At 60.1% G+C, this 25,814-nt stretch carries 23 protein-coding genes and 1 tRNA gene; 13 read left to right on the forward strand and 11 right to left on the reverse strand.

All coding sequences use genetic code 11. The features are described 5' to 3' along the window. Positions 1–38: 38 nt before the first annotated feature. The 9 genes from MWU53_RS07215 to MWU53_RS07255 all read right to left on the reverse strand — a co-directional run bounded on the left by MWU53_RS07215 (position 39) and on the right by MWU53_RS07255 (position 8,174). Entirely contained in the window at positions 39–530 is a 492-nt protein-coding gene (locus tag MWU53_RS07215; protein WP_247091947.1) for a hypothetical protein, read from the reverse strand. Continuing rightward, entirely contained in the window at positions 530–1,024 is a 495-nt protein-coding gene (locus MWU53_RS07220) for an RNA pyrophosphohydrolase (protein WP_247091948.1), read from the reverse strand. The genes MWU53_RS07215 and MWU53_RS07220 overlap by 1 nt, the downstream gene beginning before the upstream one ends. A gap of 93 nt (positions 1,025–1,117) precedes the next feature. After that, entirely contained in the window at positions 1,118–2,452 is a 1,335-nt protein-coding gene (locus MWU53_RS07225) for a S41 family peptidase (protein ID WP_247091949.1), read from the reverse strand. Positions 2,453–2,456: 4 nt separating this feature from the next. Next, positions 2,457–3,623: a peptidase M23 gene (locus MWU53_RS07230; RefSeq protein ID WP_247091950.1), complete on the reverse strand. Its 1,167-nt coding sequence runs from the start codon at positions 3,621–3,623 to the stop codon at positions 2,457–2,459. Further along, positions 3,620–5,140 (reverse strand): 2,3-bisphosphoglycerate-independent phosphoglycerate mutase, encoded by a 1,521-nt coding sequence (gene gpmI, locus MWU53_RS07235; RefSeq protein WP_247091951.1) that lies wholly within the window; start codon positions 5,138–5,140, stop codon positions 3,620–3,622. The genes MWU53_RS07230 and gpmI overlap by 4 nt, the downstream gene beginning before the upstream one ends. 75 nt (positions 5,141–5,215) lie before the next feature. Beyond that, complete coding sequence (locus MWU53_RS07240) at positions 5,216–5,737, reverse strand: carboxymuconolactone decarboxylase family protein (protein WP_247091952.1); 522 nt, start codon at positions 5,735–5,737, stop codon at positions 5,216–5,218. A 203-nt stretch (positions 5,738–5,940) separates the two neighbouring features. Continuing rightward, a complete protein-coding gene (gene rlmH / locus MWU53_RS07245) occupies positions 5,941–6,411 on the reverse strand; it encodes a 23S rRNA (pseudouridine(1915)-N(3))-methyltransferase RlmH (protein WP_247091953.1) in 471 nt (156 codons plus the stop codon). A gap of 15 nt (positions 6,412–6,426) precedes the next feature. Then, complete coding sequence (gene rsfS / locus MWU53_RS07250) at positions 6,427–6,792, reverse strand: ribosome silencing factor (protein ID WP_247091955.1); 366 nt, start codon at positions 6,790–6,792, stop codon at positions 6,427–6,429. 176 nt (positions 6,793–6,968) lie between these two features. Then, complete coding sequence (locus tag MWU53_RS07255) at positions 6,969–8,174, reverse strand: mechanosensitive ion channel domain-containing protein (RefSeq protein WP_247092519.1); 1,206 nt, start codon at positions 8,172–8,174, stop codon at positions 6,969–6,971. A gap of 430 nt (positions 8,175–8,604) precedes the next feature. Here MWU53_RS07255 and leuC point away from each other — a divergent pair, with 430 nt between their 5' ends. From leuC to leuB, 5 genes are all read left to right on the forward strand, one after another. Next, positions 8,605–10,014 carry a 3-isopropylmalate dehydratase large subunit gene (gene leuC / locus MWU53_RS07260; protein ID WP_247091957.1) on the forward strand — a complete coding sequence of 470 codons (1,410 nt, stop codon included), beginning with the start codon at positions 8,605–8,607 and terminating at the stop codon, positions 10,012–10,014. 12 nt (positions 10,015–10,026) lie between these two features. Then, positions 10,027–10,632 (forward strand): 3-isopropylmalate dehydratase small subunit, encoded by a 606-nt coding sequence (gene leuD, locus MWU53_RS07265; RefSeq protein WP_247091959.1) that lies wholly within the window; start codon positions 10,027–10,029, stop codon positions 10,630–10,632. A gap of 253 nt (positions 10,633–10,885) precedes the next feature. Next, on the forward strand, positions 10,886–11,728 hold the full coding sequence (locus MWU53_RS07270; protein WP_247091960.1) for a hypothetical protein: 843 nt from the start codon (positions 10,886–10,888) through the stop codon (positions 11,726–11,728). Next, on the forward strand, positions 11,725–12,801 hold the full coding sequence (locus MWU53_RS07275; protein ID WP_247091962.1) for an endonuclease/exonuclease/phosphatase family protein: 1,077 nt from the start codon (positions 11,725–11,727) through the stop codon (positions 12,799–12,801). The genes MWU53_RS07270 and MWU53_RS07275 overlap by 4 nt, the downstream gene beginning before the upstream one ends. A 75-nt stretch (positions 12,802–12,876) precedes the next feature. Continuing rightward, positions 12,877–13,980 carry a 3-isopropylmalate dehydrogenase gene (gene leuB, locus MWU53_RS07280; RefSeq protein WP_163039661.1) on the forward strand — a complete coding sequence of 368 codons (1,104 nt, stop codon included), beginning with the start codon at positions 12,877–12,879 and terminating at the stop codon, positions 13,978–13,980. Here leuB and MWU53_RS07285 read toward each other — a convergent pair. Next, positions 13,977–15,572, reverse strand: a complete 1,596-nt coding sequence (locus MWU53_RS07285) for a Na/Pi symporter (protein ID WP_247091964.1) — start codon at positions 15,570–15,572, stop codon at positions 13,977–13,979. The genes leuB and MWU53_RS07285 overlap by 4 nt on opposite strands. 133 nt (positions 15,573–15,705) lie before the next feature. Between MWU53_RS07285 and MWU53_RS07290 the strand changes: the two genes are divergently transcribed. Then, positions 15,706–15,782 (forward strand) — tRNA-Pro (locus MWU53_RS07290). 72 nt (positions 15,783–15,854) lie between these two features. Here the strand turns inward: MWU53_RS07290 and MWU53_RS07295 are convergent. Beyond that, positions 15,855–16,310: a cytochrome C gene (locus MWU53_RS07295; protein WP_247091966.1), complete on the reverse strand. Its 456-nt coding sequence runs from the start codon at positions 16,308–16,310 to the stop codon at positions 15,855–15,857. A 614-nt stretch (positions 16,311–16,924) separates the two neighbouring features. On the opposite strand from MWU53_RS07295, the gene MWU53_RS07300 reads away from it, so the two are divergent. The 7 genes from MWU53_RS07300 to MWU53_RS07330 all read left to right on the forward strand — a co-directional run bounded on the left by MWU53_RS07300 (position 16,925) and on the right by MWU53_RS07330 (position 25,759). Beyond that, positions 16,925–17,353, forward strand: a complete 429-nt coding sequence (locus MWU53_RS07300; RefSeq protein ID WP_247091968.1) for a hypothetical protein — start codon at positions 16,925–16,927, stop codon at positions 17,351–17,353. 3 nt (positions 17,354–17,356) lie between these two features. Continuing rightward, positions 17,357–19,369, forward strand: coding sequence for a dynamin family protein (locus MWU53_RS07305; RefSeq protein ID WP_247091970.1), 2,013 nt, complete (start codon positions 17,357–17,359; stop codon positions 19,367–19,369). A gap of 4 nt (positions 19,370–19,373) precedes the next feature. Further along, complete coding sequence (locus MWU53_RS07310) at positions 19,374–20,993, forward strand: dynamin family protein (RefSeq protein WP_247091971.1); 1,620 nt, start codon at positions 19,374–19,376, stop codon at positions 20,991–20,993. A 5-nt stretch (positions 20,994–20,998) separates the two neighbouring features. Then, complete coding sequence (locus MWU53_RS07315) at positions 20,999–21,424, forward strand: hypothetical protein (RefSeq protein WP_247091972.1); 426 nt, start codon at positions 20,999–21,001, stop codon at positions 21,422–21,424. Between the two features lie 6 nt (positions 21,425–21,430). Beyond that, the gene (locus MWU53_RS07320) at positions 21,431–22,339 is read left to right on the forward strand and encodes a hypothetical protein (RefSeq protein WP_247091973.1); all 909 of its coding nucleotides are present in this window, start codon (positions 21,431–21,433) and stop codon (positions 22,337–22,339) included. 76 nt (positions 22,340–22,415) lie between these two features. After that, positions 22,416–24,449 (forward strand): dynamin family protein, encoded by a 2,034-nt coding sequence (locus MWU53_RS07325; protein ID WP_247091974.1) that lies wholly within the window; start codon positions 22,416–22,418, stop codon positions 24,447–24,449. Next, entirely contained in the window at positions 24,446–25,759 is a 1,314-nt protein-coding gene (locus MWU53_RS07330; RefSeq protein WP_247091975.1) for a dynamin family protein, read from the forward strand. Before MWU53_RS07325 ends, MWU53_RS07330 begins: the two co-directional genes overlap by 4 nt. Positions 25,760–25,814 lie beyond the last annotated feature (55 nt).

The raw sequence follows: 25,814 nt of genomic DNA on the forward strand, positions 1-25,814 counted from the left end.
GGTTTCGCGCGTTTGCGAAGGGTGAAAGCGCGGGCGGTCTAGCGCCGAGGCAAATCTGGGTCGCAGCGTTTGCCCTGCAAGCAGGCCGTGACTTTGGACAGGGTGCCTGCGTCCGGGTCTTGGAAGGCCATCCCTCCACACGGGTTGGTTTCCAGCAGATAGCTGTCGCCCACCTTCTTTAGATAGACCAGATAATCTTCCCCGTTACTCAGCCCCGCGCACCACGGGCCAGCACACATTACGTTGATGTCGATATCGCGCACGAATTGCGCGGTAAACCCGGCGCGCGTCAGGGATTGGCCGTCGATACGCCCGGTCAGGAAGTTGTCCGGCTTGACGTCTTCCTGATGGTCCCAATCCACCTTGGGCAGCTTGCTTTCATCGAAGCGCAGCGTGCCGTGGGCGACGACGTAGGCGTCATCCGAATCTGCTGCATCGTTAAACGCGGCGATGGCGTTGTAGGGCCGACACGACAGGGCCGAGGCCGCAGTAGGCACCGCCATCACAATCGCCAGTAACAAAGCACGCATCACAAATACTCCCGAAATCCTTCCATTACCTTGGCATAGATTTCGCGTTTGAAGGGAACGATATTATCGACGACCTCGTTTGCGGCCATCCATTGCCAACGGCTGAATTCAGGGTGGTCAGTTTCGATGTTCACTTGCGCGTCGTCACCGTGGAAGCGCAGAAGGAACCAACGCTGTTTCTGGCCGCGATAGCGCCCCTTCCAGATCTTGGGCACGATGTCATGGGGCAGGTCATAGGGCAGCCAATCGGGCAGCTCGGCCTCGATCGTCACAAGGTCTGCGGTGATGCCGGTTTCCTCCCACAGTTCGCGCAAAGCGGCGTCGCGCGGGTCTTCGCCATCATCCACCCCACCCTGAGGCATCTGCCACGCGGTCTGCGTGCCCAGCTTGGGCGCGTCCAGACGCTGGCCGACGAAGGCCTTGCCGTCCATGTTCAGAATCATGATGCCCACGCAGGGGCGGTAGGGAAGTTTTAAGATCTCTTCGGGGGTCATCTGGGCCTCGTTTTTTTTGCGACCCTAACGAGAGGGACGCCAAAGGAAAAGGGCCACCCGAGAGGGCGGCCCTTGATGTTCATGCGACAGCGATCAATCGTCCGTCTTGATCGTCGCCAGGCCCTTGATCAGATCGACGGCGTAGGACAGTTGGAAGTCATCGTCACGCAGCTTGGCGGCCTCTTCGGCGGCTTCGCGTTCTTCCTCGATCTTGCGACGTTCATCGTCGGACAGGCTGTCATTGTTCAGGCTGCCGCGCAGGTCGGCTTCGCTGCGCTGACGGCCGTTATCCTCGTCTCCGTCTTCGCTTTCCGGCTGACGCGGCGGCTGTTCTACGACGATGTCGGGCGACACGCCCAGCGCTTGGATCGAGCGGCCCGACGGCGTGTAGTAGCGCGCGGTGGTCAGGCGCATCGCCCCTTCGGACGCCACCGGCATCACCGTCTGAACCGAACCTTTGCCGAAGCTTTTCGTGCCCACGACGATGGCGCGACGGTGATCCTGAAGAGCGCCTGCCACAATCTCGGACGCCGAGGCCGAGCCGCCGTTGATCAGCACCACGATGGGTTTGCCTTCGGCCAAATCGCCGTTCTGAGCATTCACACGCTCGCTTTCTTCCGGGTTGCGGCCACGGGTCGACACGATCTCGCCGCTGTTCAGGAAGGCATCAGACACGGCGATGGCTTGGGTCAGCAGACCGCCAGGGTTGTTGCGCAGATCCAGCACGACGCCGTCGACATTTTCAAACCCGCCCAGCGCTTCGACCTCGCGGGCCAGACCGTCTGCCATGTTGGGATAGGTCTGATCGTTGAAGGTGGTGACGCGCAGCACAACCGTATTGCCGACGGTGCGCGCGGTGGCGGCGGTCAGCTTGATCGTGTCGCGGATGATCGAGACGTCAAAGGGCTCGTCCACACCTTCGCGCACCACGGTGATGATGATCTCGGACCCGACCGGTCCGCGCAGCTTGTTCACCGCCTCGTCCAGCGTCAGGCCCAGCAGGCTTTCGCCATCCACATGGGTGATATAGTCGCCGGTCGCCATACCCGCGTCATCGGCAGGCGTGCCATCCATCGGCGACACGACACGTACGAAGCCCTCTTCCTGCGTCACTTCGATGCCCAGCCCACCGAACGACCCACGGGTCTGCACGCGCATATCCTCGGCATCCTTGGGCGACAGATAGCTGGAATGCGGATCAAGCGAGGACAGCATGCCGTCGATGGCGGCTTCGATCAGATCGCCGGGCTCGACCTCTTCCACGTATTGCGCGCGGATGCGTTCGAAAATATCGCCAAACAGGTCAAGCTGCTCGTACACCGTTGCGTTTTCGCTGGCGTCTTGCGCGACTAGGGGGCCGGCAACCTGTGTGGTCAGAATGGCGCCTGCCAAGGTTCCGCCCAGCGCGGCCATTACGAGTTTCTTCATTCCATCAATCCTTGCCTGCCGCGAACCAAGTCGTGGGATCCACGGGCTTTCCGTCTTTTCTTAGCTCTATATAAAGCGTTTCCGAGCGTTCTGCGCCAGTTCCTTCCTCAGAAGCGATCAAAAACGCTTGATCATCGCCGGAGTTCACGGTCGGGTCGGCCCCGCCCATCAGCCCGACAGGCGCACCTTGGGCCAGCACTTCGCCAACGTCTCCGTAGAGCTGCCCCAGCCCGGCCAGCACCAGCAAATAGCCGTCACCGGGTTCCAAAATGGCAACGTTGCCATAGTCCAGCAGCGGGCCAAGGTAGCGGATCGTGGCGGGCCACGGGGTTGTGACGATGGACAAGGGACGCGTCGCGACAATCAGGCCGGGGCGCTGAATGCCTGCCGCGTCACGCTCGCCATAGCCGCGCAGCACGCGGCCCAGAACCGGCATCGCCAACCGCCCGCGCACGGATGCGAAATCGGGCAGTGCGGTGGCGCTGGCAGTGGCTTTTGGGTCTGACATCAGACCTTCGGCAAAGCTGGCCAGTGTATCGGCGCTTTCCACAAGAGTCTTCATCCGTGCCTCGTCCGCGACGAAGCGGCGGGGCAGTTCGGTCCTGCGGGCAAGCGCAAGGCTCAGTTCAAACCGCGCTTCCTGCACGCCAGTCAGTCCCGTTTGCAGCGTCTCGACGGCGTTTTCCTGCAGCGCGCGCAGGGTGCGTTGTTCTTCCAGCCGGGCGCGCAAATCCTCGGCCTGCGCTTGCAGGGCGGGCGTCACCTCGGACAGGATCATGCCGGACCGCGCGGTGCCAAGGGGGCCAGACGGGTGCACCAAAAGCGCGGGCTCGGGCGCTTTCCCTATGGCTTGCAACACGCCCAGAAGCTGGCCCAGACGGTCGCGCTCAGCCTCGAACGCCGCCTGCAAGGCAGCTTCGCGCAGATTGATCCGGCGCAATCCGTCACGCAGCGCGGACAGAGCTTCCTCGTAGGCTTGAACGGTCTGGGTCAGGGCCGCGATGCGGTCCCCCGATTTCTGCGCCTCTTGCAGGGCAAGGGTTGCGGCCTCAAGCTGCTCCATCGCCGCGCGGGCGGTCTGGGTCGGGTCGGTTTGCGCCGACAAAGGCCCAGCGCACACCGCAAGGGCAAGGCTCGCCAAAAGGGGCTGGAGGGCGCGGCGCAGGATCACGAACGGATCAGGCTTTCGCCGGTCATCTCGGCGGGTTTCTCAAGGCCCATCAGCTGCAGCACCGTTGGGGCCAGATCCGCCAGACGCCCATGCGCCAGAGAGATCCCGTCCGGTCCGCCCATCAGAACCACCGGCACAAGGTTGGTCGTATGCGCGGTGTGGGGGCCATTTGTGGCGTCATCCCACATGGTTTCACAATTGCCGTGATCCGCGGTAACGATCATCGCGCCGCCGACCTCTTCCAAAGCTGCGATCACCTTGCCCAGACCATCGTCCACCGCCTCACAGGCTGCAATCGCCGCGTCGAGGTCTCCGGTATGGCCCACCATGTCGGGGTTGGCGAAGTTGGTGACGATCAGGTCAAACCCGTCATGGATCGCTTGCACGAAATGTTCGGTCACATCGGGGGCCGACATCTCGGGCTGCAGGTCATATGTCGCGACCTTGGGCGACGCCGCCATATAGCGGGTCTCGCCCTCGACCGGGTCTTCCTTGCCGCCGTTCAGGAAAAAGGTGACATGCGGATATTTCTCGGTCTCGGCTGTGTGAAACTGGGTCTTGCCGTGCTTCGCAACCCATTCCGCCAGCGTGTTCACGATTTCGCGCTTCGGGAAACAGGTGGTCATATAGGCGTTGTGCGCGTCCGAATACTCGACCATGCCCAAAAGTGCCGACAGGATCGGGCGGGTACCTACGGCAAATTCGTCAAAGTCCGGCTCGCCAATGGCGCGCAGGATCTCGCGGGCGCGGTCTGCGCGGAAGTTGATGAAGAACAACCCGTCACCTTCTTGCAGGCCAGCATGTTCATCAATGATCACCGGGCGGATGAATTCATCCGTGGTTTCGTTGTTATACGCAGATGCAATCGCTGCATCGACCGAGCTGAAGATGTTCCCGGTGCCGTGCATGATCGCCTCGTACGCCAGCGAGACACGCTCCCACCGGTTGTCGCGGTCCATCGCGAAATAGCGGCCAGACAGAGTCACGATTCGCGCGCCTTCAGGCAAATCGGACTGGAAGGCGGCAAGCTGTTGGCGGGCGGATTGCGGGGCCACATCGCGCCCATCGGTGATGGCGTGGATGGCGACCGTGAGGCCCGCATCGGTCAGCGCCTTCGCCGCGGCCACAAGGTGGTTCTGGTGGCTGTGCACGCCGCCGGGGCTGACAAGGCCCGCGATGTGGGCGGTGCCGCCAGCGGCTTTGACCTTCGCGGCGAACTCTTGAAGGGCGTCGTTTTTGAAGAAGCTGCCATCCTCGATCGCCAGATCAATCTGCCCCAGATCCATCGCCACCACCCGGCCCGCACCGATATTGGTGTGGCCGACCTCGGAGTTGCCCATTTGGCCGGTGGGCAGGCCAACATCGGGGCCGTGGGTGATCAGGGTATTGTTGGGACAGGTGGCCATAAGCCGATCAAAGTTCGGCGTCTTCGCCAGCGCGGGCGCGTTGAACGCGGTCTCCTCGCGCAGGCCCCATCCATCCAGAATGCACAAAACAACGGGTTTCGGGGTGGTCATGGCGGAGTCCTCTGTCTGCTCGCCTTCTATCTATGGGGTCAGGGGGGCGTGTGCAACGGTTGAGGCGCCCCCACGCTACTCGGGCACGATCTGCAGCGCATCATTGAAGCGATTGAACGCGCCGGTCAGGGCGATGCGCCATGTCAGCTCGACAATCTGGGCCTCAGACAGATTGGCGCAAAGGGCGTCGACCTCGGCGTCCCTCATCTTTCCGGCGCGGGTGGTGACGGCTTCGGCGTAGCGGACCACATCGCGTTCAAGCTCGGTCAGCTCAGGGTGGTTTTCGACGTCGGGCAGACGGTCGATCCCCTCGGCGCTCAGGCCCGTAACTTGCAGCTTGGGGCCGTGGTTCGTGGTGCAATAGTCGCAGGCATTGATCTTGGACACGGTGACCATCGCCAGTTCGGACAGGCGCGTGGGCAAGGTCGAGCCATCGCGCAGCGCGCTCAACATGGCGCCCACCTGATCCAGAACCGGCGGGTGATGGGCGGCAATTCGTGACCAGTTTTCGAACGCGCCATAGGCGGCCATCCGGTCAAAGGCGGCGCGGGTTTGGGCGTCAAAATCGTGGTCGGGTCTTTCAGGCAAACGGGGCATGGGCGCGGTCCTTCTTTGTGGGGAAGGTGCGGGGTCATGCGCGAAGGTTCAAGGGCGCGGGTGCGGGATCACTGGAAGGTGATTGGGGCGACGGTAGAGGAAATTCACATAGGGCTGCATAGACCCGCGGGGTGGCGCATTTGCGCCGCCCCATGGGGGCGGGTCGGCGCAGTCCGGTCTGCCGACCGGACGGGAAATCGCCTCTAGACCCTGTGATACGGGCTGCCTGCCAAAATGCTCGCCGCACGATAGAGCTGTTCGGACAGCATCACGCGGACCAGCATGTGGGGCCAGACCATTTTGCCGAAGGACAGGCTGGCGTCGGCCTTGGCGCGCAGCGACGGGTCGATGCCGTCCGCACCGCCGATAACAAAGGCGACGTCTCCGCGCCCCGCATCGCGCCAGCGGCCAAGTAGGTTGGCAAAATCAGGCGAGGACATGACCTTGCCGCGCTCATCCATCGTGCAGATCAGCGCACCTTTGGGAATGGCACGTTCCAACAAGGGCGCCTCGGCAGACATGCCGCCGCCCTTCTTGTCTTCGACTTCATGCAGAGAGAGCGGACCAAGGCCCAGCGCCCGCCCGGTCCGGTCGAACCGGGTGGCGTAGTCGTTGATCAGCTCAAGTTCGGGCGATTTGCGCAGCCGTCCGACCGCGCAGACATGCACACGCATCTTATCGCCCCCAGATCAGTTTTTGGCGTCTGCTGCGCCGGGTTCCATCCACATCTTTTCAAGCTGATAGAACTCGCGCACTTCCGGGCGGAACACGTGGACGATCACATCGCCCCCATCGATCAGCACCCAGTCGCCCTGACCCTTTCCTTCGACCTTCGAGAAGACGCCCATTTCCTGCTTCAGCTTATCAGCCAGCTTTTCAGAAATGGCACCCACCTGACGTGTCGAACGGCCAGAGCAAACGACCATGTTGTCGGCCATCTGCGATTTGCCGCTGAGGTTGATCACCACAACGTCTTCGGCTTTGTCATCTTCAAGGGACTTCAGGACAAGGGCCAGCATCTGCTCGCTGGCGGTATTTCCGGGGTTAGCCGTCATTTCGGGATCCCCTGCGGCTGCGCCTGATGCAGCCTCTGTTTGCAAAGACAGGACATTGTCCTCCTAACATTACACACCGTTCCGCCCCGGTGCTGGGCATGTGAGAATCGTATCACCGCGAACAGATAAGCTCAATCCACAGTGTTTCAAGCAAGCGTGAAGGGTGTGTAAACAGGTCACGGGTCGATTTTGGGGCCTAAATCTTCCAGCATCCGCACCTCGCGCTGCGGGAATGGGATCGAGATGCCATGTTCCTGGAACGCATCCCAAAGCGCCAGATAGACATTGCCGCGAATATTGGTCAGCCCGCCGGACGGATCGTCGATCCAGAACCGCAGGATGTAATCGACCGAGCTGTCCCCGAAGCCGACGATATGACAGACCGGAGGCCGGAAGCTGAGCACGCGATCCACGCTGCGGGCGGCATCGATCGCGATTTTGCGGACTTGATGGGGATCGTCGCCATAGGCAGTGCCAAAGAAAATGTCCAAGCGCACAAAAGCATTGGTGTGGGACCAGTTCACCACCTGCCCGGTGATCAGGTCTTCGTTCGGGATCAGATACTCTCGCCCATCGCGTGTGACCACGGACACATAGCGCGCACCCAGCTGTTCAATCCAGCCGAACGTATCGCCAAGACTGATCACGTCGCCGGGCTTGATCGACTTGTCCAGAAGGATGATCACCCCGGACACAAGATTCGACACGACCTTTTGCAAACCGAAGCCAAGACCCAGACCGATGGCACCAGACAGGAAGGCAAGCCCGGTCAGGTCCACTCCCACCGCTTTCAGCGCGATAAAGAACGCGGCACCGTAAAGCCCCATCTGCAGGAACTTGACCGCCAGCACCTTCATCGAGGGCGAGATGTCGTCATTTTCCTGAATGCGCGCGGCAGACCCGCGACTGAGCACCCGCGCCAACGCAAACAGGATGCCAAGAATGACCGCCACACGCAGAGTGGTCCAAATCGAGATGCGGAAATCCCCGACCTCGAGCGCGAGGTTATCCAGAACGCTGGCGGTTTCCTCGGTGATGCCAAGGAAATACAGCGTCACGTAGATCCACATCCCCCACATGGCCGTGCGGCGCAGTGGGCGGTTCTCAATGGCAAATGCGGCAAGGCCGACCAGCAGCCACGCCGTGACTATCGTGGCTACGAGCGCAATCAAATAGCTGCGGGACGGCCATGTGGCCTCGCGCATCACGGACACGGTGCCCCATGACAGCACGATATAAGCCATCATCGCGATGCGATTGCGCAGGTGGATGGCAAAGCGCAACTTGCGTTTGGACCACCCCTCACGGGTGCGCAGCCACGTTTCGACCTTGGGAATCAAAAGCCGGGAAAGGATATACGCGGTCGCCGCCAACCCCAGCATGATCAGAACCTGATACAGGCGCCATGTCTGGCCAAGGCTGATCACAAAGTCGCCACCGTCCTCCCACAGCGACCAAAGCTGTTCGGTCAAGGACGGACCCGCCGGTTCTGCGGGCACCTCCGGTTTGACTTCTGCTGCGGGATCCTGCTCCATTCCCCCTCCTTTTTTGGCAGCATGGCATGGTCCAATGCGGAAGGTCCAGAGCCTCTGCCCTTGCCCTGAAGGACGGGAACGGTTATCTGACCAGCATGACTCGGATTTTTGACATGGATGACCACGCGTTCTTGCCGTGGCGCTTCTTCGGCGCCCAGAACGCTGTGCTCGCCCGACTATAAGTTGCTGCCACCCGCACGGGTGGCTGCTCATCGCCTGTATTCGGGCCGATGATCCCTGTCACATTTCACACCTTTGACCATCCACGGAGAGCGACATGACCGCCCCGAAGACACTCTATGATAAAATCTGGGATGCCCACGTAGCCCACGAAGCTGAAGACGGCACCTGCCTGCTGTATATCGACCGCCACCTGGTGCACGAAGTCACCAGCCCGCAGGCGTTCGAAGGCCTGCGCATGACCGGCCGCAAGGTACACGCACCGGACAAAACCATCGCCGTGCCGGACCACAACGTTCCGACCACCGCGGGCCGTGAAGACCCGTCGCAGATGACCGAGGAAAGCCGCATTCAGGTGGCTGCACTGGACAAGAACGCCAAGGAATTCGGCGTACACTACTATCCGGTATCCGACGTCCGTCAGGGCATCGTGCACATCGTTGGCCCGGAACAGGGCTGGACCCTGCCCGGCATGACCGTTGTGTGCGGCGACAGCCACACCGCGACCCACGGTGCGTTCGGCGCGCTGGCCCACGGCATCGGCACCTCGGAAGTTGAGCACGTTCTGGCGACGCAAACGCTGATCCAGAAGAAGTCCAAGAACATGAAGGTCGAGATCACCGGCAAGCTGAAGCCGGGCGTGACCGCCAAGGACATCACGCTGGCCGTGATCGGCGAGACCGGCACCGGCGGCGGCACCGGCTATGTCATCGAATACTGCGGTGAAGCGATCCGTGATCTGTCGATGGAAGGCCGTATGACCGTCTGTAACATGGCCATCGAAGGCGGCGCCCGCGCTGGCCTGATTGCCCCGGACGAAACCACCTTTGAATACGTCAAAGGCCGCCCGCACGCCCCGAAAGGTGGCCAGTTCGAGCAGGCTTTGGAGTACTGGAAAACGCTGTTCACCGACGAAGGCGCGCATTTCGACAAGGTTGTCACGCTGAAAGGCGAAGAGATCGAGCCGGTTGTAACCTGGGGCACCTCGCCCGAGGACGTTCTGCCGATTTCCGGTGTGGTCCCCAGCCCCGAGGATTTCGAAGGCGGCAAGGTCGAAGCGGCCCGCCGCTCGATCGAGTACATGGGCCTGACCCCCGGCCAGAAGCTCTCGGATATCGAGATCGACACCGTATTCATCGGGTCCTGCACCAACGGCCGTATCGAAGACATGCGCGCTGTGGCCGAGATCGTGAAGGGCAAGAAGATCAAGGACGGCATGCGCGCCATGATCGTCCCCGGTTCGGGTCTGGTCCGCGCTCAGGCGGAAGAAGAAGGCCTGGCCGAGATCTTTGAAGAGGCCGGTTTTGAATGGCGTCTGGCGGGTTGTTCCATGTGTCTGGCGATGAACCCCGACCAGCTGTCCGAGAACGAGCGCTGCGCCTCGACTTCGAACCGCAACTTCGAAGGTCGTCAGGGCTATAAAGGCCGCACCCACCTGGTGTCGCCCGCCATGGCCGCCGCAGCTGCCCTGACCGGTAAGCTGACCGACGTTCGTGAACTGATCTAAGAGGACCGCAATATGGAAAAGTTTGAAAAACTCCAAGGTATCGCGGCCCCTATGCCGCTGGTGAACATCGACACGGATATGATCATCCCGAAAGTGTTCCTGAAGTCGATCGCCCGCACGGGCTTTGGCAAGAACCTGTTTGACGAGATGCGCTATAACCGCGACGGCACCGAAATCGAAGATTTCGTGCTGAACAAGCCGCAATACCGCGACACCCAGATCCTGATCGCCGGTGACAACTTCGGCTGTGGCTCGTCGCGTGAACACGCCCCGTGGGCGATTGCAGATTTTGGCATCAAATGCGTCGTGTCGACCAGCTTCGCGGACATCTTCTTTAACAACTGCTTCAAGAACGGCATTCTGCCGATCGTCCTGCCGCAGGAACAAGTTGATGTGCTGATGGCCGACGCGGAAAAAGGCGCCAACGCCCGTATGACCGTGGATCTGGAAGCGCAGGAAATCACCACGTCGGACGGTGAAACTATTGCTTTCGAAGTCGATGCGTTCAAGAAGCACTGCCTGCTGGAAGGTCTCGATGACATCGGTCTGACCATGGAAAAGAAAGCCTCGATCGACGCTTTCGAAGCCAAGGCATCGGCGGCCCGTCCCTGGGTCTGACCGCTCAAAAACAACTAGAAGTAAGGGGCGATCCAATGGATTGCCCCTTTTTATATGCCTGTTTGGTGCATTCCGGCATCATTTGTGGCGTTTTTGGGGCAAATCTCCTTCGGATTGTTCGCAAGGCCTTGCGGCCCCCTGCATTTCCCGCGCAATCTGAATGAAACCACCCTGGTTTGACCCTGGCGAGGGGACAAGCAGCGGAACAAGGATGCGGCACGAACCGCACCGTCCGTATAGCGGAGGAAGAGGCATGGTTAGACGATTGTTCGGCGCCATCTTGCGCGCTGGTCTTATGGTGATGTTGGTCGCAACACCTTCGGTCCTGGTTCCAGGAGTTAGCACCGAGGGTGGGCAAGTCGTGGCTATTCTGGCGCTTGCCGCCGCCGCACTGACAACATTCGAATATGCAACAACCTATCCCAGCATTGTCGAGTTTCGGAACGCCCCACCCTTTAACCGTATCCGGTTCCTGTCGCTGTTTGCCTCGATCCTCTGCCTGTCGATCATTGCCCGCTCGCAAACCGACCCGTCGATCGCGGTCGAGTTTCTGACCTCGATTGGCATTCTGATCGGACAGGCGATTGATTTCCCCTATAGCCCTGTGCATGCGGTGGTCTCGATCCTGCCTGCAGACGCCCCGTTCAAGGATTTGGTCCAACTGCGCGCCTTTGCCGGGATGAGCTATCTGATCTCGCTTCTGTCGGTCGCGGTTTTCCTGATCGCGCTGCGCCTGACCAACTGGCCCTTTTTCCGGCAAGAGACCTTCAACCTGTGGGTCAATCTGCCTACGTTCAGCCCGACCCGCAGCGGCGACATCGTGCGCCGTCTGAAGCGGGACGCGCGCTGGAACATTGCGCTTGGGTTCTTGCTGCCGTTCCTAACCCCGATGATCGTCGTCGAAACCGCAGCCCTGTTTGACACGTTCGAGACGATCGAAACCCAGACGATCATTTGGACCGTTGCCGCGTGGGCCTTCCTGCCCGCCAGCCTGTTCATGCGCGGAATCGCGATGCAGCGTGTTGCCATCATGATCAGCGCGGTGCGCGAAAAGAACGGGTCTCCGGCCCGCAACGGACAGCCTGTCACCGCATGAAACGATCCCTTCTGGCGTTGTGGCTGGCGCTTGTTCCCTGCACTGCTCTGGCCGAGGTGTTGCGCATCGCGACCTATCACGCCGACATTCGCAAAAAGGGGCCGGGTCTGCTCTTGCGGGACATCCTGAAAGACGATCCGCAGATCGTGGCATTGGCGCAGGTGATTGCCCATGCCAAGCCGGACGTCCTGGTGCTTCAGGGGTTTGACTACGATTTACAAGGCCACGCGCTTGCCGCGTTTCAGGACGTATTGAAATCCGTGGACCATCAGTTGCCGCACAGTTTCGCCGCCGCGCCCAATACCGGGATCGAAACCGGGTTTGATCTGGATGGCGACGGGCGGCTGGCCGAACCCGAAGACATGCAAAGCTATGGCCGCTACACCGGCGAAGGCGGGATGGCAGTGCTGTCACGCGTGCCGATTGGGGATGTGCGCGATTTCTCGGACCTTCTGTGGAAAGACCTTCCCGGCGCACTTCTGCCCGGCCCGGACGAGGCACCCTTCCCCACACCCGCGGCGCTGACGGTCCAGCGCCTGAGCAGCGTGGCGCATTGGGATGTCGAGATGCGGCCCGAAAACGCGCGCCCGTTCCACCTGCTCACCTTCCACGCCAACACGCCGGTGTTCGATGGCCCTGAAGATCGCAATGGCCGCCGAAACCATGACGAGGTCACCTTCTGGGCCAAGTATCTGGACGGCGTTCTACCCTTCCCGCCCCCCGACGCCCCCGTGGTGATTGCCGGAAATGCCAATCTGGACCCGCTGGATGGGGACGGTCGGCACGACGCAATCGAAACGCTTCTACAGCACCCGCAGCTCCAAGACCTCCATCCGCAAAGCGCCGGGGGAGCAGCCGCCGCAGACACAGACCATCGCGCCGACCCGGCGCTGGATACCGCCGACTGGCCGGACCAGAAACCGGGCAACCTGCGGGTCAGCTATGTCCTGCCCGACGCCCGACTGCGCATCATGGACAGCGGCGTCATCTGGCCCCTGCCCGACAATCCGTTTGCGCAAACGGTCGAAACCGCGTCCCGTCACCGGCTTGTCTGGGTCGATATTGCGTTTTGAGCCGTTGTTTTCTTGACCCTGCGTGCCGGGCAGGCTAGGCCCGTCTGCGACGAATTCAGTGCAAGGAATGCCCCCATGACGAACCCCTCTCTGCTTATTCTGCCCGGCGACGGCATTGGTCAGGAAGTGATGGCCGAAGTGCGCAAGGTGATCGACTGGATCGGCGCGAAACGCGGCGTGACGTTTGATGTCAGCGAGGATCTGGTGGGCGGTGCCGCCTATGACAAACACGGCGTGCCGCTGGCCGACGAAACCATGGCGAAGGCACAGGAAGTCGACGCTGTTCTTCTGGGCGCCGTAGGTGGTCCGCAGTACGACGATCTGGACTTCTCGGTGAAGCCCGAGCGCGGCCTTCTGCGCCTGCGCAAGGAAATGGACCTGTTCGCCAACCTGCGCCCCGCGCAGTGCTTTGACGCGCTGGCCGACTTCTCGTCCCTGAAAAAGAACATCGTGTCGGGTCTGGACATCATGATCGTGCGCGAGCTGACCTCGGGCGTGTATTTCGGCGAGCCGCGCGGCATTTCCGAAGTCGACGGTCAGCGCGTGGGCGTGAACACCCAGCGTTACACCGAAGCCGAGATCGAACGCGGCGCGCGTGCGGCTTTCGAACTGGCGATGAAGCGCGACAAGCGTCTGTGCTCGATGGAAAAAGCCAACGTGATGGAATCGGGTATCCTGTGGCGCGACGTTGTGACCGAGGTGTCGAAAGACTATCCCGAGGTCGAGCTAAGCCACATGTATGCCGACAACGGCGCCATGCAGCTGGTCCGCGCCCCCAAGCAGTTTGACGTGATCTATACCGACAACCTGTTCGGCGACATCCTGTCGGATTGCGCTGCCATGCTGACCGGCTCGCTGGGCATGCTGCCCTCGGCCTCGCTGGGCGCTCCGATGGAGAACGGTCGCCCGAAAGCCATGTACGAGCCCGTCCACGGCTCGGCCCCGGACATTGCCGGCGAAGGCAAGGCCAACCCCTGCGCCTGTATCCTCAGCTTCGCGATGGCCCTGCGTTACAGCTTTGACATGGGTGAAGAAGCAACCCGTCTGGAAGCAGCGGTTGAGAAGGTTCTGGCCGACGGTGTACGCACCGGTGACCTGCTGAACGAAGAAGGCAAGACCCCGGTTTCGACCAGCGAAATGGGCGATGCCGTTATCGCCGCGCTGGACGCCAGCCTCTAAATCTCTTTCCCTTCGGCCTTTTCCGGGGCCGAGGGGAATCCCCGCCGCGCGATGGCCTGATAATGGGCGACACGTTCGGCATGGTGCAGACTTCTGTCCAGCCAGCGCATCGCATCCGTATGCGCAAACACCTCCTGCAGATCATAAATCCCCGCATGTTCGCCCAGCAAAAGCCCGCGACGGTGCTTGTTTTTACGATGCTTGACGATGTCATGCAGACGGGTCAGGCGTGCGGCCTCGCGCGGGTCGAAATCGGCTTCGGTAAAGCGCCGCAACGTGGCCCCAAGCGCCAAGGTGGGGCGGCGCAGAACGTGGTCGTCTAGCAGCTCGTTCACATGGGTGGTCTTGCTGGCGCGGTTGATCAGGCGTGACATGTGGTCTGTCTGGTGCAACAGCGCGGAATAGGTGTCCTCTTCGACGCGACTGTCCCGTTCCTGATGGATATGCGACAGAAACTCGGACAGTTCCTCGAGTGCGCCCTGAAATGGGGCCAGAGCCGAGATACCGCGATAGTCCGGAGGGGTGTTCATCGCCTGACCCAAAGCGCCAAACAACCGCTTTGCGATCTTCTCACTTGCACCCTGCGCCGCAATCAGCGCCGCGTCCGTGTCTTTCAATAGACTACGATCCAACGAGATCAGCTTGTCTTCCGCTTTCTCGGGCACCAGTCGGGCGACCATCGCCGCGAACTTGGGCGTTATGGGCAAAAACGCCGCCGCGCCGATCAAGTTGAACCCGGTGTGGAACACCAAAAGCGCGGTGAGGTTGTCAAAGCTCTGCGCCAAACCGTTCAGCATCGGAAGGAACAGCAGAAGCAAAGGGAAGGCGAACCCAGCCGTCACGCAGTTGAAGATCAGGTTGGCAATCGCCGTTTGCCGCATCGGCAACGATCCCCCGACCGAGGCCAGAATGGCCGTGAAGGTGGTCCCGATGTTCATGCCAATCACAAGGGCCGCGGCCTGAACCAGCTCGATCGCGCCGCCTTGAAGCAGCACCAGCGCAAGTGCCATTGCCGCGCTGGACGATTGCATAACGATGGTCATGACCAGCCCTATGCCGACCAGGAACAACAGCCCTCCGATGCCGCTGCCGGGTAGGATGTCCGGGGTGACCGAATCCTTGAAGCCGCCAAGGCCCGTCTGCATCATCTCAAGCCCGATGATCAGCAGACACAGCCCGGCAAGCCCGCGCCCGATCCGCTTCCACATACCTTTGCCCAGCAGGTCCAGAAGGCTTGCGGGCAGAAGCAGCGCCATGGCGGCGATATCCAGATCCAGTTTGAACCCGACCAGCGACACCAGCCAACCCGTCGCCGTCGTCCCGATATTGGCGCCATAGATAATCCCCAGCGCCTGCACCATCGTCAGAAGCCCGGCGCCTACAAAGCCCACGGTCAGCACGGTTGTGGCGCTAGAGGATTGGATAACCGCTGTACCCAAAGCCCCGGTCAGAACGCCGCGCAGGGGTGTTGTGGTGAAGCGCGCCAGCATCCGGCGCAAATTCGATCCTGCAGCATCACGCAGCGCGTTGGTCAGGATTTCCATCCCGACCAGGAACATTCCGACACCGCCAATGGCATAGTAGACCTGCAAGGGCTTACCCCTTTTTGTTTCACTTCAGTCTGGCCCAATCGACATAAGTTCACAAGAAGCCGCGATAAGGACTTTCCGTGTGGAAAACGCGCTTGCAAATCAGCCCAACGAGGTATAATTCACGCGCCACGGTCGGGCTGTAGCGCAGCCTGGTAGCGCACCTGCTTCGGGAGCAGGGGGTCGGAGGTTCGAATCCTCTCAGCCCGACCAATGACAAAGGCCCCTCGCGGGGCCTTTTGTTGTTCTTGGGGTCCGTAGGCAGGGCGACACCCTGCCCGGACATTATTCCGCTGGCGCGTCCGAGTACGTCGCGACGTAGGCGACGATATCCTCGGCGCCCTTGCGCAGCTTCACACCCATGTTCGGGCGCGCTTTGGGGTCGTTCAAGAATGTCTGAATGAACCCGATCGGGTCTTGCGTGTATTCAACCAGATTTTCGATGGTCCAGACCAAGCCCTCTTCGCCCGCACGGATCATATCGTCGGTGAACATCCCAACCGGAAGCCGTTCACTTCCGTTACGATAATCGCCTTCCGTCCCGGCCAAACGGCCAACAACGCCATACAGGTTCGGCCCGGTGATGCCACCTTTGACCAGCACCTCGCCTTCCGGGCTGATGATGGCGTGGCACGCCGAGCAGCGATTGTACATTTTTTCGCCCTTGGCCGGATCGCCTTCTGCACCCGCCAAACCGGGGAAGAGAAGCAACGCTGCCAGTGCAGAATACAATTTGGTCATGTGAGAGCCTCAAGTGATGGATTCGCCTGTTAACTAGCTGACTGCGCGTAAGCGCAATTTGTCGCAGATCAAATGGACGTATTTTTTTCATCGCAAGGTTGATTGAGCGCACAACCAATCGCACGCGGTTGAACGCCATCAGTCGCAGCTGATTCTGCACAATGTTCAGACCATTTTTTTGGACAGAATGCGCGCAAATAAACATTCATATTTATGGGTGATTTCATCAAAGCCGCACTGTGGCATTACCGTATAACGAGATCTTACGCTCGAAGACCCAAAACCAGCTACGCGCGAATCGGTGCGGAAAGGGAAATCTGCACCAAGAAACGCCTTAATTGCTTATGTTTCCTGAAAATATTGGCCCATGCAGCACCAATACTGAAAATTCTCAACGCTTACACACACCTTCACACGATCCCTTAACGGTGGAAACAAAAGCATTTTCCGTTCGCCATAATTGCGCCCCAATTGGGACTTAAACAACCCTCAATTGTGTCTCAATTACGCCCCGTTCTGGGTCACACTCGTTGAGGTGTATTTATGAGTTCTCGACCTCTTGTTTCCCGAGGTCTGTCCGGTACCCCACTCTACCTAACGCCGAGGACCATACAGTGCACGCTTCGTCTAATGTTGTTGATATTCAGGCAAACGCAGCCTTTGTCATGCGCAAAGGTCTCAGCGATAGGTTGAAGTATATCAGCGCAGAGTACCCTCAGGTCGGATTTGGCGTCTCGCTTGTTACCAAGCGCGGAGACCATTATATGCTCGCCAATCCCAAGATGGCACTTCCTGCCAACAAAGCGGATGGCTTTCCGAAGGGCGAACAGGTCGCCAAATACGAAGGCGGCGAGCGATTTCAGACCATTCAAGTCTTTGCGGACATACCGGACGGGCCCGTCCGTCAGGATCTGCCAGAAATGCAGCTGATCCTTGATGTCATCAATCTGGTAGAGCTGATCGACGCACCGTCGGCCCTGCCCGCCGGACAACTGCAAACGGAAACTGGTCAGAGGAACGTCTTAAACGGTACCGAGGGTTAAGCCATGGCGCGAAACATACATCTCCTGGCAACAGGCAATGAAGCTTTGGACCCGCTGAACGATGCGTTTGGCGGGTTGAACGCGACTATTGACCAGCTCACAGCGATCGCAGACGCACGCAGTTCGGCCCGACTGGCCAAACTGAAATCGCGGATGGACGAATTCACCGCCAACGTGACCTTTGTGGGTCAGGTGAAGGCGGGCAAGTCGTCGCTTGTGAACATCATGGCAGGACGCCCCGGGCTGCTGCCGTCGGACGTCAACCCGTGGACCTCGGTCGCGACGACCCTGCACGTGAACACCCGGACGCCGGGCGACACGAAAGCAAAGTTTACCTTCTTCGATCACGATGAATGGCAGAACCTGACCGCCGGTGGCGGACGTCTGGGTGAACTGGCCCACCGTGCTGGTGCCGATGACGAAATGGACGACATTCGGAAGCAGGTTGAAGATATGAAGGCCCGCTCGGAAGAGCGGTTGGGCAAGCATTTCGACCTGATCATGGGTCAAAGCCACTCGTATGACTATTTCGACGACGATCTGGTGCAGCGCTATGTCTGCATGGGCGACGAAGATGACCCGGATATCAGCGCCGATAGCGGACGCTTTGCCGATGTGACCAAAACAGCCGAACTGTATTTGGACATCCCGCAATACCCGATGGCGATCAATCTGAGCGACACGCCGGGTGTGAACGATACGTTCATGGTCCGCGAGCAGATCACCCTGCGCAGCCTGCGCGGGTCCGAGGTCTGCGTGGTTGTGATGGCCGCCAGCCAGGCTTTGACCACGATGGATCTGGCGCTGATGCGCATGATCTCGCAGTTTGAGAACCGCCAGATCATCCTGTTCATCAACCGTATCGACGAGCTGCACGACCCGGTCCGCGAAGTTCCGGAAATCCGCGACCGCGTGACCGAGATGCTGAAGCAAAGCAGCATCAACGCCGATGCGGGCGTGATCTTTGGCAGCGCGCTCTGGGCTGAAGCCGCCCTGACCGGAGATTCTGACGTTCTGACCGATCACGCAGCATCGTCCTTGAACAAGCTTTATGCGGCCGCCGGGTTTGACAGTGGCAGCGTGACGCTTGAACAGATCTGGGCCCTGTCCGGTCTGCCGGATCTGCTTCTGTCGATCAACGAACGCATCGCCGAGGGCGCAGGCGCGCGCCTGTGCAACAAGGTGCGTAACCGCGCCCGCAACATGGCCAGCCAGATCCGTGCAACCTCGGTCGCCAAGACGCTGACCGACACGGGCACGATGGTCTATGATATGGACGGCAAAACGCCCGAAGACGCCATCCGCACCGTCGCATCCGAATACGAGAATCGCGTGGCTGACCTGACCGCATCGCTGCGGGACAAGGTGATGCAGCGTCTGGCTCGCACCGAAGAAAACTTCATCAAGCGTGCTACTGAATCGCTGCTTGAGCATCTTGAACAGCACGGCGAAGACGGCACGTGGCAATACGACCCGGCCGGGTTCCGTGCGCTTCAGAAATCCGCCTATTTCAACTTTGCCCGCGCCATGCGCAAAGAGGTCGGCGCGCTCTATGCCTCGGCCGCACATGACGTCGAGGCCGTGTACCGCAACATGCTGGGGCAGCACCTTGGCGAGTTCTCGATCGAACCGCCGATCGTGCCCAACGTCCCGCCCCCCCTTGCAATCGGACGCACCATCGCGCTGGATCTGCAAAGCACATGGTGGCGCCGCTGGTGGCAGCGTCGTCGGGGTGCGGCCTCGTACGCCGCGGATTACACCCGGCTTGTGGCATCCGAAGCCAGCTCGATTACCAAGGACATTGAAGAACACCAGATCGCAGCTGTGTTGGAAAACGCCCGCGCGTCGCTGGCAGAGTTCATGGTAGAGCAGCAGGAAACACTTCTGGGAATTTCACAGACGGCTCAGGCGCAAATGGACGAGGAAGCCTTGAAAGCGGCTGGCCTTCAGCCTGCGAAATCCCCAGACGAACTTTTGGGAGACATCCTGAAGGATCTTGGCACCGAGGCGGCCTGATACAATGAAAGATCATATCCCCCAGCGTATTGTCACAGCAGAACAATGGAAGCGCCTGAAGCGCTGGTCACACCGTAAGCCGGTCTTCGCCCTGATGGGCGAGTTCAGCGCCGGCAAATCGACGCTTTTGAACTTCCTTCTGAAAAAGGAAACCCTGCCCACGCAGGTCACGGCGACGCAATTGCCGCCCATCTGGTTCTCGTGGGGCAACAAGCAGTCCTATGTGCAGAACTTGGATGGCAGCCGCGAACCGATCGAGTTGAGCGAGATTGGCGAAGTTGGCGTTCAAGGCGCGCATTTCGTGCGGGTCTATCTGGAAGCCGAGATTCTTGAGGCTGTGGACCTGATCGACACGCCCGGCATCTCGGACCCGAAGATCTCTGAAGACGTCTGGCGACGCGCGGTGGGGCAGGCCAACGGCGTGTTGTGGTGTACCCACTCGACACAGGCGTGGCGCGAAACCGAACGCGCGACCTGGGCCTCGTTGCCCGACCGTCTGCGCCAGAACTCGCTTCTGCTGGTGACGCGCGCCGATGCGTTGAACGAGACCGATCAAGCCAAGGTGCTGCGCCGTATCAACCGTGAAACGGGCGAGATGTTCCGCCGCACGATCATGATCTCGGCCCGCGATGCGATCATTGCGCGTGAGCACGAAGAGCATGCACATCTGTGGGCCGGAAGCGGTGGCGGCAAGCTGGTGGACAACTTCCTGACCATCACCGCCGACATCATGGCCGCACGCGCCGAGATGCTGGCACGCTATCAGAAAGACGGCTCCAGCGAAGAGATGAGCACAGATGCGCTTCATTTGGGCGAGGAGACCTCGACCCGCATCTGGAGCCCGCCCGTCATGTCGGTCGCAGATGATGCCGAGCCAGCACTCGGCGATGCAGGCAACGTCGTGCGCATTCGCCCTGCCCGCCCGCGTCGCGGTGTTCAGGCCGGCGACACATCCGAGACCCGGCAGCGCATTGATGCAGACGAAGCCGAAAAGCTGCGCGCGAAGGTGCAAGCAGACGCGCATGAAGAACAGGATATGCGCGAGCTGAAATCCGTCTTCCATGTCGAGGAGCCCGCACAGACGGATGCGGTTACCGAGGACGACACGCCGGAAACTTTGACTCTGGTAGATGCGCTTCCTGAACAGCGAGACGACTTCGATGACGAGACCGCGACTGAATGGGATGAGGCCGAACCGCTTGACGCCCAAGACGATGTGGCGATCGATGAGACCGAAGAGCCCGCTCAGGACATTGAAGAGGATGATTCCGAACAGCTAATCGCGTCGATCACCGATCTGGTTTCCGACCGGGGGCAGGACTATGAAGATCAGGCAGAAGATGCCGACGAGGCGCTTACCGCCGAGACGATCGCCTTGGCCTCGAGCCAATCTGTCTTCAGCATCCCGGAAACTCAACCGCTAAGCGCATCGGAAGCGTGGGCCGAACACCTGTCGACCCTTGGCGATGTTGACGACCCGGCTGCATTGCACGAGGAATTCGTAACCTTCCTGAAGCTTTTCGACGACCGCGCCCGCGAACACCATGCGCAGCAGTCCGAAGGCGCCTTGCAATCTCTCAGCGACACGGCATCTGACAGCGATACTGTCTGGCACGTGCTTTAATACAGATGATACATACCAACACTTTGGCTGACGTAACATTGTCCCTGGACGATGCGCTTTCAGCGGGCATGCAAACCGTCCCGAACTGCGTTGCGGCCGGATATGTCGACATGCAAACGGGGTTCCTTCTGGGCGTTCAGGGGCGTGATGACGACAGCATTGCCGCGCTCGAGGCCATGTCTACCTCGATCGCCAACCTGATCCTGGGCCGCGGCGTGAACGCTGTCGAACAGCTTTTGTCCGGCGGCGGCACCCAAGGCGCAGGCTTTGGCGAGATCGCAATCTGCTCGGGCAAGCGCCTGTATCTGCTGCTCAGACGTCCAGATCAGCCGGATCACCTGATTTGCTATGTCTCGGATGACAGCACAAATGTTGGGCTGGCTCTGGCCAAGTCCGCGGCGAATATGAAACTGATCTCGGCTGCGGTGTAGACAGAAATGACTGTAATCCAATCAGATGTCCTTGACCGGCTTGAACGCATTGTGGACGACGCAAAGGCGCGGCGTGAACAAAGCGTGCAACTGACCCAAGATACGGCCGAGACCCGCAGCAAAGCAGCGCTTGAGGTCGTGCGGACAACGTTTTTGCCGCGTATTGTTCAGATCAGCAATGATCAGGACGACGCGATAAAACTGGCAGTCAACAATGGCCGCGTGGCCGCCATGACTGAGGCCCTGATGGACGGGGTACAGGCAACCCCGCCTGAAGCCACCGCCCTGAATATTGCCCAGATCCTGAACACGGTTTGCTCTGGTTCTGGGGTACGGATGCTCAGCGCTCCGACCGAAGAGGGTGCGGACATTGTCGCAACGGGTTTGCCGGTTTCTGCGATTGACGCAGCCCTGAATACGCTTGAACCCACCAGCCCGCCTCCGGCGCCGTCCGAACCCTCGGGTCCGGAAGCTGTCGAACCAGACATCGACATTCCTGTCACAAAGATCGCCGCGCCAGCACCATCTTCAGAACCGACCACAGAAACACCGGCCGACGACGAGTTTGGCGATGGCATTGCCGCTCGGTTTTACCAAAGCGCAACGCGGGTCAGCGATCAGCGGATCCTGATCCGTCACACAGACTCTACCGTTGCCGGTCCGGACGGTATTCTGTCGCAGAATTTAGACGCTGTTCAGCAGCTGATGGACGACCTGTCAGCCTGGGACGCTGACCACGATGAAAAAGATGCGGGCCCACAGCTGATTATCCTGCGCGCTCAGGATCAGGATATGCCCAGTTTGACCATCTGTCGCGACGCGGATGCGACAACTATGACCGCCCACCACACGCGTAGGTTGGGTTCGGCCGTACAATTGTGGAAATCATTGACTTCGAACGAGAATTTTAGCTGAATACTATGAAACGCCCGCTTCTCACGTTGGGATTTGGGTCTGCAGTTTGCTTTGAATAACGAGTTGGAAAACAATAATGGACGAGGGACGCCGACAGGAACTGCTTCGGATCGCCGAACAGATGTCACAAACGGCTAGCGATGAAGCCAAGCCGTTCATTGCGCGCATTCTGGCGGACCTGAAATCGTTGAAGCCCGGCGTCGCCTTTGTTGGCCAGATTAAGGCGGGAAAATCGCGCCTGATCAATGGCTTTACCGGGCAAGCGAACTTCTTGCCCTCGGATGTAAACCCTTGGACCACCGTTGTGACCGATATGCATTTCGGGCATCCGTCCGGACGCACCAACGGCGGAATCTTCCATTTCTTTGACAATGCCCAATGGCAGGCACTTTTGTCCGAAGGGGACGAAATTCGTGATCTGCTGCCAGATGGCGAAGACAACTACAAGCGCCAGATCATCGAAGAGCAGATCGAAGCGATGAAAAGTCGGGCGAAGGCGCGGCTTGGTGCCCGCTATGAGGAGCTGCTGGGGACATCCCATGACCTTGAGGACCTGACGCAAGACGATCTGGCGCGCTATGTCAGTGCCGGCGCCGATCCCGAGGATGAGCCGACGCAGCGCGATGACGAAGCCCCCTATTACAGCGACCTCACCCGCAAGGCCGAGGTCTTTTTCAAGCAGGGCCATTTCGCGTTCCCCCTGACCGTGACCGATACGCCGGGCATCAATGACCCGCTATTGATCCGGGAAGAGATCTCGCACCAGTATCTGCGCAATTCCGACTTCTTCGTCGTGGTTCTGTCGGCACATCAGGCGCTGTCACAAGCGGATCTGAAGCTGCTTCGTCTAATGCAAGCGCTTGAGCTGGGGCAGATGGTGGTCTTCGTGAACCGGGTGGACGAGCTGAACCGAGGCGTCGAGGATGCCGCCAGTGTGCACGCGGACGTGCATGCCGGGCTTGAGCGCGCGCTGGACAGCAGCCGCATGACGGTGATCATGGGCAGCGCGCAGTGGGCGCATTATGCGCTGACCGGGGACTTAACCGGCATCGACCACGACCAGATTTTGGCGTGGCTGAAAGCCCATCCGCAGAAAATGCAGCGTTTCCTTGAGGGCGTTGAACAACTGAAACAAACCAAGCGGGACGGCGCCGCCGAAAGCGCGTTGCGCTTGGCCGCCATGATTGCCTCGGGCCTGCCTAACCTGCGCAGCCACGTGATGCGCGAAATGTCGATCGGCCCCCGCAGCGAACGCATTCACATCGCGGCGCAGCATCTGCGCAACTTCGCCAATAGCGAGCTGGAGCGCCGCCGCGTGCACCTGAAGATCGTCGACGACGATACCGCGGACGCCCATTTCGCCCAGACCGAGGACCAAATCCGCACGCAGCTAAGCCAGATGGTGATAAATACCAAGGATAGCCTTGCCAGTGGAGTCCAGCATGACATGGCCGCGCTGCGGCAAGAGCTTGATGACATCGTCCGGTCCATGGTCTCGACCGTGGTACAGGGCGAGGATGGCGTGTCGCCGTTGTTGTCCACCGGCAGCGCGACTGAACTGGACTTTAGCGACCTGCGGCAGGCGATGCGCGACCGGCTGCTGGATGCGGCACATGCCCAGCGCCAGAAAATGCTGAACGAGCTGTTTGCCTTGGACATGCGGTCCAACGCTGCGCTTACGGAAGGCGACTCAGACGCTACGGACACCCCTCTGAATGTGGATGCCAGCGCGCTGCGTTGGTACCGCCCGGACACCAGCATTCTGACCCGCGGCATCACGGTCGAACTGCGCGTCTCGTGGTTGGCACGCCTGCTAAAGCAGCAATCCGTCGTGACCCGCGCGGAACAGATGATCACACGCGAGTTTCAGTCGATTGCAACCGACTTGGTGAACCAGTTTCAATCCGACCTGACGGGACGTCTGAATACGGTGATCGAGCATCATCTGGCAGTGCTGGCGACCCGCTTCGAAGAGCTGGACAAGACCCAACCTGCCTCTCGCCCGGACGCACATGCGGCATTGGAAAACGCCAAGAGGCTTGCAAATGAGTTGGAAGAGTTGTTCGAAGAGGGTATCGAACCTGTACAGCAACTCGAGGCGGTAACGTGATCAACTTTCCAGAAACAGATTCGGTTCTTGGTCAACTGAAGGCGTTTCTTTCTAAAACCGAAGCTGCGCCACGCTCGGCCCCGCTGGATGGCATGCGCACGCTGGCACGGGGTCACATCGACCAGTTGACCAGCGCCGTGACCATCGGATTTGCGGGCGAGTTTGGGGCGGGCAAGTCCAGTCTGGCCAATATGCTGGCCGGCACCGACATCCTGCCCACGGGGCCGCAGCACCTGAAGCTACCCTTGGTGATCGTGCAATACGCGCCCGAACCCGAGACCACGGTGGGTTGGTGGGAAAAGGCCTCTGAGAGTTTTCCCGGGATCGATCTGGAAAAAGCGGCCGAGTACGCGCCCGACTTTATTTCGGTGGGGTTGCCGTCTGAAGCCCTGCAAGAGCTGGTGCTGTTCGACCTTCCCGGATCAGGCGCTTTGGATGAAAGCTATAAGCAGACACTGGAACTTCTGAAATTCGTCGATTGCGCGATTTGGTGTACCAACGGCACGAACGCTTGGCGCGAAACCGAGCGGTTTCTGTGGTCACATGTCGCCAAAGAGCTTCAGGAAAACAGCCTGCTTGCGGTGACCCACACAGACCTGACCGCGGTGCAGGAAGCTTTGCCGCGACTTATGCCCCATCTGGAACGCGACAGCGACGGCATGTTTCAGGCCGTTGTTCCCATCGGTACGCCCGTCGCCGTACAGGCGATGGCGCAAGAGCCGGAACCCGATTTCGAACTGTGGTCCGAATGTGGCGGAGAAGATCTGGCGCAGCAGGTGCTGGGTCTGGCAGCCACTCGCAAAACGCGGGATCTTGAGACGGCCAAGAACGACCTTGAAACGAAGCTGACCCCCGCATTGGCAGCTCTGGGTGTCGCAGAAGAGCCCGCCGAAACCGATCTGAAAGAAGCAGCGGCAGCTGTTGCTGCGGCCGCCGCAGCAGCAGAGAACGCGGCAGCTGCTTCCGAACCGGAGCCCGAAGAGCTCGATCTGGACAACCCCCTGCTGGACGACTGGAAGGCTGCGTTGCGTGACTTGCTTACGGACCTGCGCGACACCCCGGATCTAGAGGTTACAGACCTGCTGCAGCGCTGCCAAGAACTGGTCGACGACTTCACCGAACAACTTGAACCCGGCCAAAGCATCACCCCCTCGGCCGAATGGATCGTGGGTGAGTTCGAGAACGCCTCGGACCTGCTGACATTGATGCAATTCGAAGACACGCCGCATGCAGCTGAAACGGTCCTGAACATCATGACCCAGCTCAGCGACAACCTGTCTTGGGCGGGAACGCAACGCGAAGATGCATAAGCGCTGATATCGACGAGTTATCCACAGAATCGCGTCAACTTCTGGCGGAATCACC

The sequence above is a fragment of the Aliiroseovarius sp. S1123 genome (genome assembly GCF_023015885.1).
Taxonomy (GTDB): Bacteria; Pseudomonadota; Alphaproteobacteria; order Rhodobacterales; family Rhodobacteraceae; genus Aliiroseovarius.

Coding starts and splice junctions, on each gene's coding strand:
- MWU53_RS07215 (WP_247091947.1), bottom strand. CDS start 530: ATGCGTGCTTTGTTACTGGCGATTGTGATGGCGGTGCCTACTGCGGCC.
- MWU53_RS07220 (WP_247091948.1), bottom strand. CDS start 1,024: ATGACCCCCGAAGAGATCTTAAAACTTCCCTACCGCCCCTGCGTGGGC.
- MWU53_RS07225 (WP_247091949.1), bottom strand. CDS start 2,452: ATGAAGAAACTCGTAATGGCCGCGCTGGGCGGAACCTTGGCAGGCGCC.
- gpmI (WP_247091951.1), bottom strand. CDS start 5,140: ATGACCACCCCGAAACCCGTTGTTTTGTGCATTCTGGATGGATGGGGC.
- MWU53_RS07240 (WP_247091952.1), bottom strand. CDS start 5,737: ATGCCCCGTTTGCCTGAAAGACCCGACCACGATTTTGACGCCCAAACC.
- rlmH (WP_247091953.1), bottom strand. CDS start 6,411: ATGCGTGTGCATGTCTGCGCGGTCGGACGGCTGCGCAAATCGCCCGAA.
- rsfS (WP_247091955.1), bottom strand. CDS start 6,792: ATGACGGCTAACCCCGGAAATACCGCCAGCGAGCAGATGCTGGCCCTT.
- MWU53_RS07255 (WP_247092519.1), bottom strand. CDS start 8,174: ATGCTGGGGTTGGCGGCGACCGCGTATATCCTTTCCCGGCTTTTGATT.
- leuC (WP_247091957.1), top strand. CDS start 8,605: ATGACCGCCCCGAAGACACTCTATGATAAAATCTGGGATGCCCACGTA.
- leuD (WP_247091959.1), top strand. CDS start 10,027: ATGGAAAAGTTTGAAAAACTCCAAGGTATCGCGGCCCCTATGCCGCTG.
- MWU53_RS07270 (WP_247091960.1), top strand. CDS start 10,886: ATGGTTAGACGATTGTTCGGCGCCATCTTGCGCGCTGGTCTTATGGTG.
- MWU53_RS07275 (WP_247091962.1), top strand. CDS start 11,725: ATGAAACGATCCCTTCTGGCGTTGTGGCTGGCGCTTGTTCCCTGCACT.
- leuB (WP_163039661.1), top strand. CDS start 12,877: ATGACGAACCCCTCTCTGCTTATTCTGCCCGGCGACGGCATTGGTCAG.
- MWU53_RS07295 (WP_247091966.1), bottom strand. CDS start 16,310: ATGACCAAATTGTATTCTGCACTGGCAGCGTTGCTTCTCTTCCCCGGT.
- MWU53_RS07305 (WP_247091970.1), top strand. CDS start 17,357: ATGGCGCGAAACATACATCTCCTGGCAACAGGCAATGAAGCTTTGGAC.
- MWU53_RS07310 (WP_247091971.1), top strand. CDS start 19,374: ATGAAAGATCATATCCCCCAGCGTATTGTCACAGCAGAACAATGGAAG.
- MWU53_RS07315 (WP_247091972.1), top strand. CDS start 20,999: ATGATACATACCAACACTTTGGCTGACGTAACATTGTCCCTGGACGAT.
- MWU53_RS07320 (WP_247091973.1), top strand. CDS start 21,431: ATGACTGTAATCCAATCAGATGTCCTTGACCGGCTTGAACGCATTGTG.
- MWU53_RS07325 (WP_247091974.1), top strand. CDS start 22,416: ATGGACGAGGGACGCCGACAGGAACTGCTTCGGATCGCCGAACAGATG.